Source organism: Mesobacillus sp., from assembly GCF_047739415.1.
Taxonomy (GTDB): Bacteria; Bacillota; Bacilli; order Bacillales; family Cytobacillaceae; genus Mesobacillus.
Window position 1 is genome coordinate 1 of sequence record NZ_JBIQOE010000288.1, and the last position, 6,979, is coordinate 6,979.

Here is a 6,979-nt window from a genome sequence, read left to right on the forward strand (position 1 = left end):
CATTAATAGCATATAATTTTTTTCTTTTTTCGGGACAAAGACTTTTGGAAAATTATCATTGTCGGTTTTGTTAGAATATTACTTAAAAATCGTAAAAGTAAAACCTATTAGTTCAAACAGAGCTTTTTTCTCGAGAAACGGATAAATACGGAAAAGAGGTCGCAAGAGCAGTTTCATAGCACCAAACTTTTACCACTATAAGTAAATGGCTTAAGAAAATGATTTAAAGAAGATAAAGCCGATGTTTTCTATACAAAGAAAACATCGGCTTTATGCAGGTTGGAATTGTTTAGCGTATGTTATATTGGCCAAACCAAATTTATCATTTGCACATAATTATTAAGAAAATGTGCATTCGAGTTTTGTGTGCGCGTGAAAAACCACTAATATATGCAGAGAGAATAGGTGAAAGGATGAATTTGTTAAATGTGTGCAATCAAATTTATAGAGATATGTCTAGCTTCCATACCTTATATTTAGGGTCATAATTCTCGGGCATTTTTAATTCAATCAAGTGACCGAGAGCCCAGGTGACGATATATTGATTTCCTTCAAAATAGCTTTTATGATTTTTATTGCAGCCAAGTACACGCGCAAGCTCACGGGCAACACTTGGTTTTTCTGCAAGTACTAATGATTTCATGATTGCTCCTTTCAAAACACAACAGTTTTACGTATGCTTTACTTAGTATAAAGGAAATAAGAGATTTTTTGTAATGGGGGAGCACATGAGCGATTATATTAAAGAAATCCGTGAGCTTATTGGCAGCAGGCCATTCATTCTGGTTGGATCCGCTGTGCTTGTTTTTAATAGGGAAAATGAAGTAATGCTGCAGCTGCGTTCCGATACCGGCAAATGGGGGATTCCAGGAGGTGCGATGGAACCTGGCGAAAGCTTTGAGGAAACTGCACGCAGGGAATTGTTCGAGGAGACAGGCCTTAATTTAAAAAGACTGAAGTTTTTAGATGTAGTGGCCGGAGAAGAGTACTATTTCCAATATCCAAATGGCGATGAAATTTACAATGCAATCGCCTTGTATGCCTGCAATGATTGGGAAGGGGAGCTAAAGATGGATGATGGTGAAAGCAAGGATCTTCGCTTTTTCCCATTGGACAATCTGCCACCGCTAACAGAAAGGCAAGAATTGATTATACAAAAGGTAAAAGACAGCAGATTCCTGCCTGAATTTAGGCAAATCCATCTTAATGTGATAATGGAATGTGCTGAAGTGCTTGATCTGCAAAGAAAATCATACAAAATAGAAGCGGACCTGATCGGCACAGATGAAATCCCGCCGTTAAAAGAAACATTCGAACAGCTCCAAGGTTGCGGTGAGACCTTCATTGGCTGCTATATCGATGGCAAGCTGGCAGGCGCTATCTCGTATTTGAAAAAAGGAAAAGTACTGGATATTTACCGAATGATGGTTCACCCTGAATTTTTTCGCAGAGGAATTGCTAAAAAGCTGATTGCTCAATTAGAACAGATTGGATACTCTGAAATGATTGTCTCCACCGGGGCAGCGAATACACCGGCAATAGAGCTTTACGAAAAACTTGGCTTCGAGCGGCAGAATGATTCAGTAGTCGGTAATGGACTTGTAATTGCCAATTTTAAAAAATGCCAGGTTTAAAATCTTGGCATGAAAGAGGCCTGGCACTTAGCTAGGCCTTTACGATATTATTCTTAATTACGCTTCGTCTTCCTCTACACGATTTTTGAACGCCTCCTGGACGACGAGAAATTCCTCATCTTCCTGCGCTTCGGTCTCAGGACGCTTTGCTTTCAGTGCACCTGATGGCAGGTCACCTGGATGTCCTTTTTTCTTGTGGTTGAACTCTTTGCCTCTGCTCATTCATGAACCCTCCTTTCTTATCCAAAGTAGTTTTTCCTGTTGGAACCTGAAATATAAAAAATCTGCTGCATATGATTGTATAGATACAAATTTTCACGAAAGAAAGGGCGGCTGAAATGGACGAAAAATTGTACGCTCAAGATTTGGTTGAGTGCCCGACTGTTTTTTGCGCGAACCGTGATGACCAGGCTCCGCTTTTTACAGCGGATGCGTTGATTAATGGTGACATAAGAAAGATTAACCTTGAGGATTATCGGGGGAAGTGGGTCATTTTATTTTTCTACCCAAGCGATTTTACTTTTGTCTGACCGACAGAACTGGCGGCGGTCGCCGCTGTTTACCCTTATATAAAAGCCCTGGGTGCTGAATTGCTGGCAATCAGTACGGACAGCGTATATTCGCATAAAGTTTTTAAGGAAACCTCTCCATCTTTAAAGGATGTTACGTATCCAATGGTAAGTGACAGGACACAGGTAATCAGCCGTGCTTACAGAATTCTTGATGAAACAACAGGAGCGAGCTTCAGGGCGTCGGTGTTCCTAGATCCTGGAGGAATCATCAGAGCCAAGCTGATCTATCCAGGGAATGTCGGACGCAATCTTCCTGAGCACGTAAGAATGCTTCAGGCTTTCGAATATGCCAAGCAAACAGGTAAAGGAGTGCCGGCTAACTGGGTGCCCGGCCAGCAAGGTGTCAGTACAGATCCTTCAAATATCGGGAATATTTAATGCTTCAGGTCCTGTTAAACAGGGCCTGTTTTTATGTCCAGCTCCAACGCCTAGCCCCTCGAGTCGCTTCGGTCCGCCCAATGAAGTCAAAGAGCGACTTCACTGGTCGGCCCACTGAGGCACAGGACGTGCAGACCCGACAGCCATAGGACGTGGCGTTATTGTCGGGCAGCGCTTGTCGGGGCTGATCAAGGCGCTTACGCTTTTCTAATTTGTCTGTGACCAGCATCACAATCGAAGGATAAAATTGTCACAAATTATCTACAAAAATCTTCGATATCACTCACAAAGTTTTTTTAAAATAGAATTAAGATTATGTTAATGATTTCACAAACTAAAATTAGGAGGAACCAAAGATGGAAGAGGTCCTGATATTAAGTCGGATCCAGTTTGCTGTTACAGTGTTTTATCACTTCTTATTTGTTCCATTAACGATTGGTTTAGTCATTCTCGTCGCCGTCATGGAAACAAAGTATGCGCGCACCCTTGATCAGACGTATAAACGGATGGCTGATTATTGGGGGAAATTGTTTGCCATCAACTTTGTGCTTGGCGTGATTACCGGCATTACGATGGAATTTCAATTTGGCACGAACTGGTCCGAATACTCAAAGTATATGGGGGATATATTCGGATCGCCGCTCGCGATTGAAGCTCTGGTCGCTTTTTTTCTTGAATCGACCTTCATGGGCATCTGGCTATTCGGCAAAGATAAGTTTTCACCGAAGCTGCGGGCGATTTCGATTTGGATGGTGGCTCTTGGCACGAATATTTCTGCTCTCTGGATTATCACGGCGAATGGATTCATGCAAAATCCGGTCGGCTATGTCCTTAACAATGGCCGTGTCGAGTTGGAAAGCTTTTCGGAGCTTGTCACCAATCCGTATGCCTGGTATATGTTTGTACATACAGTTGTGAGTGCTTATATTGTCGGAGCATTCTTCATGATGGCCATCAGTGCTTACCATCTGATTAGGAAAAATGAAACAGCATTTTATAAAAAGTCATTTAAGTACGGTCTGGCGATGGCGTTGTTTTCGGCAACTTTGACTCCATTCATCGGCCACCAGTCCGGTGTGTTCGCAGCGAAAATGCAGCCAGCAAAAGGTGCAGCGATGGAGGCCGTCTGGGAAACACAAAAGGACATGCCATTTCACCTGATCCAGATTCCCGACCAGGAAAACGAGCGTAATGCCTTTGAAGCCATTAGCATACCGAAACTGGGCAGCTTCTTCTATACAAACTCCTTTGATGGGGAAGTCACTGGTTTGAAGGATATTCCTAAGGATGAACGGCCGAATGTAGAATTGGTCTTTTACGCATTCAGGGTCATGGTTGCACTAGGAGTCTTTTTTCTGGCTGTATCCTGGTACGGCTTGTACCTTTACCGGAAAAATAAACTGGAGAACTCACCTCGATACTTAAAGCTAGTCCTTTATTCGGTGCTGCTTCCGTACCTGGCAATTAATGCCGGCTGGATGGTAGCAGAAGCAGGAAGACAGCCGTGGGTTGTGTACGGATTGATGAAAACATCGGAGGGTGTATCGCCAATCGCGTTGTCCCAGGTGATATTCTCTTTGGCGGCACTTGTCATTTTTTACACGGTTTTATTGATAGCAGATGTTTATTTGATTATCAAATATGCGAAAAAAGGGCCCGAATCAGAGGTTAAATACGGCCTTGGAGGAGGCGTGAAACATGTCTCATGATACACTTGCAATCATTTGGTTCGGTTTGTGGGGATTGATTTGGACGGTTTATTTTATCCTCGATGGATATACTCTTGGCACTGGAATGCTGTTTCCGTTCATTGCGAAAAACCGCAAGGAGCGGAACCAGTTGCAGGAGGCGGTTGGTCCGTTCTGGGGAGGGAATGAGGTCTGGCTGATCACCGCTGGTGGAGCGACATTCGCAGCTTTCCCAGCTGTCTATGCAGATATGTTCAGCTTTTTGTACACGCCGTTATTCCTGGTGCTGATCGCTTTGTTTATCAGGGCAATCGGCCTCGAGTTCATGCATAAGGACGACAATCCACTTTGGCAGGCAACGTGCAAATGGGGCTTTTTCACCGGTAGCTTCTTGATCGCCTTTTTATTCGGAGTGACCTTCGCCAACCTGTACCGAGGGTTGTTGATCGGCGCCAATGGCTATGAAGGCAATTTGTTCAGCTTGTTGAACGGTTACGGCATTTTGGGAGGATTATTGTTTGTCTCCTTGTTCATGCTGTCAGGATCTCTATGGATTCAGCTGAAGACAGCTGGGCAAACTGCGATACGAGCATACAGGTTTTCAAGAATTTTTGCTGGCGTCGCTCCAGCAATGTTGTCACTGTTTTTTCTGGCAACTGTGAATAGGACGCCACTGCTCGACAATTACTCAGAGCACCCAGTCCTTTGGATTGTGCCGGTTATCGCACTGACTGCGATGCTCGCGGCAGCTTACTTTATTTTTAAAAAGAAAATTGGTTATGCCTTTGCGGCAGTTTGCGTGACGATTTTTACAAAAATGGCCTTCGGCTTTGTCGGGATTTTCCCAAATATGCTGCCATCCAGAATTGACAATGCCTATAGCGTAACTCTTTTCGATGCCGCCGGCAGCAAGCTCAACCTGACCATCATGTTCATCGTAGCGGCCATTTTTGTGCCAATAATCATTGCTTACCAGTCCTGGAGCTATACACTATTTAAGGACAAGATACTAAAGGAAAGCGCAAAGGGTTATCAATAAAAAAAGGGCGTCTGGTTAACCAGGCGCCTTATTTACTGTACATTTTAATGTTATAAAGCAACAGCTGGAAGATGAAAAAAGCAGCAACAGGGATGAGTGTATGGAAAGTGATAAATAAAGGCATTCCGTGTATTCTCTCCTGCTCAACTAAGGTTGAAACACTGCTGTCCATCACCACCGTAATCATTACCGCAAGCAGCAAGCTCAGGATCAGCTTTAATCCTCTTCGCGCCACATTCTTGCCCTCAATGTAAGACCCAAAACCTATTACAACTAATATTCCACATAAAATAATAGACATTGAAGAATTCCTTTCTAATATAGTTGCTTAATATGTCTTCGTTAAAAAAAAGGAAAATCCTCTAAAGCAGGTATTTCATTTTTTTGAGGAACATGAGTTAGTTTTAATGGACATTTCGAGCAAGGTGCAGGAGCGAAATGTCTAATAAAAGAGGTTTAATAGACATCTCAGGCAAAGAGCGAGAGCGAAATGTCTAATAAAAGAGGTTTAATGGACATTTCAAGTAAAGGGAAGGAGCGAAATGTCTAATAAAAGAGGTTTAATGGACATTTCAGGCAAAGAGCAAGTGCAAAATGTCTTATAAAATGTTTCCTATGCAATTTTCTTCGAAGAAAAGAGAAAACAAAGAGCTATTAGATTAAACCACTAATAGCTCTTTATTTATGTAAAGCCAATTACTGATATTCGTTCATTGTAGGCTGAAACTCTGCCGTTAGGCCTCTTTTTCTCTCAGTCACGGTATTTTCCCTCTGCAGATACCCAGCATAGGTTTTGTTCCACTTTTTAACCGCCATAAATGACAACGCGATTGTAACTGCGAGTATTCCCAGCGTCACTGGCCAAAATGCCGGGGATACATAACCGCTGTCATATGCCAATCCGATCGGGGAGAATACCACATAAATGATGGCAACTAAAGATAGCAGTACAACAGATACGGGCAATGAGTATTTCCATGGCACCATGTCGACTGCTGCTTCGGAGCGGAATGAATATGGCGTCGTTCTAGGCTTCCAGATTCCAATGGCAACCATGATGGCGACTTCCACCACGAACAGGATTGCGTAAATATGGATGAAATGAATCGGGACAACAAAATCGAACAGATGCTGTGTCCCCCAGACGAGCATATAATAGGTAATGACATGGAAGATAATGACGACTTTCGCTGCAAGCGAAGGAACTCTTTTTGTAAATATCCCCACCAACAAAATCACGATAATCGGAATGTTGAAAAAGCCAGTGAATCTTCTGATTAAATCCCATAACCCTTCCGGTGCGTTCATCAAAAGAGGTGCGATGCATAATGACACCACTGCCAACAGTGTCCCGGCAATTTTACTTACCGAAATTAATTTTCGGTCATCTGCTCCAGGGTTAAAGCGGGCCTTGTAAATATCAAGTGCGAACATCGTTGCTGCGCTGTTCAGTAACGAATTGAACGAGCTTAGTACTGCGCCAAGCAGTACAGCCAGGAAGAATCCGGACATCCAGGTCGGCAATACATCGGAAATCAATGCAGGATAGGCGAGATCGACTGATTTTAACCCATCTCCATACATATGAAAGGCAATGACTCCGGGAATCATCATTGTGAAGGGCACAAGCAGCTTGTAAAAGCCAGAGATCAATACGCCCTTCTGGCC

General features: G+C 43.2%; 7 protein-coding genes and 2 pseudogenes. 5 read left to right on the forward strand and 4 right to left on the reverse strand.

Going from position 1 to position 6,979, the window contains the following annotated elements:
- Window positions 1–454: 454 nt before the first annotated feature.
- A pseudogene (locus ACH0QE_RS23320) lies at window positions 455–643 on the reverse strand (DNA topoisomerase); the annotation flags it as partial.
- Window positions 644–728: 85 nt separating this feature from the next.
- Between ACH0QE_RS23320 and ACH0QE_RS23325 the strand changes: the two are divergent.
- Together ACH0QE_RS23325 and ACH0QE_RS23330 are read left to right on the forward strand one after the other, a co-directional pair.
- Window positions 729–1,160, forward strand: a pseudogene (locus tag ACH0QE_RS23325) (NUDIX hydrolase); the annotation flags it as partial.
- 54 nt (window positions 1,161–1,214) lie between these two features.
- The gene (locus ACH0QE_RS23330; RefSeq protein ID WP_415802821.1) at window positions 1,215–1,634 is read left to right on the forward strand and encodes a GNAT family N-acetyltransferase; all 420 of its coding nucleotides are present in this window, start codon (window positions 1,215–1,217) and stop codon (window positions 1,632–1,634) included.
- A 57-nt stretch (window positions 1,635–1,691) separates the two neighbouring features.
- Here the strand turns inward: ACH0QE_RS23330 and ACH0QE_RS23335 are convergent, their stop codons facing one another.
- A complete protein-coding gene (locus ACH0QE_RS23335; protein ID WP_311074132.1) occupies window positions 1,692–1,856 on the reverse strand; it encodes a hypothetical protein in 165 nt (54 codons plus the stop codon).
- 116 nt (window positions 1,857–1,972) lie between these two features.
- Between ACH0QE_RS23335 and ACH0QE_RS23340 the strand changes: the two genes are divergently transcribed.
- From ACH0QE_RS23340 to cydB, 3 genes are all read left to right on the forward strand, one after another.
- The gene (locus ACH0QE_RS23340; RefSeq protein ID WP_415802814.1) at window positions 1,973–2,584 is read left to right on the forward strand and encodes a peroxiredoxin; all 612 of its coding nucleotides are present in this window, start codon (window positions 1,973–1,975) and stop codon (window positions 2,582–2,584) included.
- A 356-nt stretch (window positions 2,585–2,940) separates the two neighbouring features.
- On the forward strand, window positions 2,941–4,293 hold the full coding sequence (locus ACH0QE_RS23345) for a cytochrome ubiquinol oxidase subunit I (protein WP_415802815.1): 1,353 nt from the start codon (window positions 2,941–2,943) through the stop codon (window positions 4,291–4,293).
- Window positions 4,283–5,311 carry a cytochrome d ubiquinol oxidase subunit II gene (gene cydB / locus ACH0QE_RS23350; RefSeq protein ID WP_415802817.1) on the forward strand — a complete coding sequence of 343 codons (1,029 nt, stop codon included), beginning with the start codon at window positions 4,283–4,285 and terminating at the stop codon, window positions 5,309–5,311. The genes ACH0QE_RS23345 and cydB overlap by 11 nt, the downstream gene beginning before the upstream one ends.
- A 28-nt stretch (window positions 5,312–5,339) precedes the next feature.
- Here cydB and ACH0QE_RS23355 read toward each other — a convergent pair whose 3' ends face one another.
- Both ACH0QE_RS23355 and ACH0QE_RS23360 read right to left on the reverse strand, forming a co-directional pair.
- Complete coding sequence (locus ACH0QE_RS23355; RefSeq protein ID WP_415802818.1) at window positions 5,340–5,612, reverse strand: hypothetical protein; 273 nt, start codon at window positions 5,610–5,612, stop codon at window positions 5,340–5,342.
- A gap of 395 nt (window positions 5,613–6,007) precedes the next feature.
- Window positions 6,008–6,979 (reverse strand): sodium:solute symporter family transporter (locus ACH0QE_RS23360; RefSeq protein ID WP_415802819.1); only part of this gene is annotated, 972 nt, incomplete at its 5' end.

What these genes read in the sequence shown, in the direction of transcription:
- cydB (WP_415802817.1), top strand. Translation starts at nt 4,283, where the DNA reads ATGTCTCATGATACACTTGCAATCATTTGGTTCGGTTTGTGGGGATTG.
- ACH0QE_RS23335 (WP_311074132.1), bottom strand. Translation starts at nt 1,856, where the DNA reads ATGAGCAGAGGCAAAGAGTTCAACCACAAGAAAAAAGGACATCCAGGT.
- ACH0QE_RS23345 (WP_415802815.1), top strand. Translation starts at nt 2,941, where the DNA reads ATGGAAGAGGTCCTGATATTAAGTCGGATCCAGTTTGCTGTTACAGTG.
- ACH0QE_RS23330 (WP_415802821.1), top strand. Translation starts at nt 1,215, where the DNA reads ATGGAATGTGCTGAAGTGCTTGATCTGCAAAGAAAATCATACAAAATA.
- ACH0QE_RS23355 (WP_415802818.1), bottom strand. Translation starts at nt 5,612, where the DNA reads ATGTCTATTATTTTATGTGGAATATTAGTTGTAATAGGTTTTGGGTCT.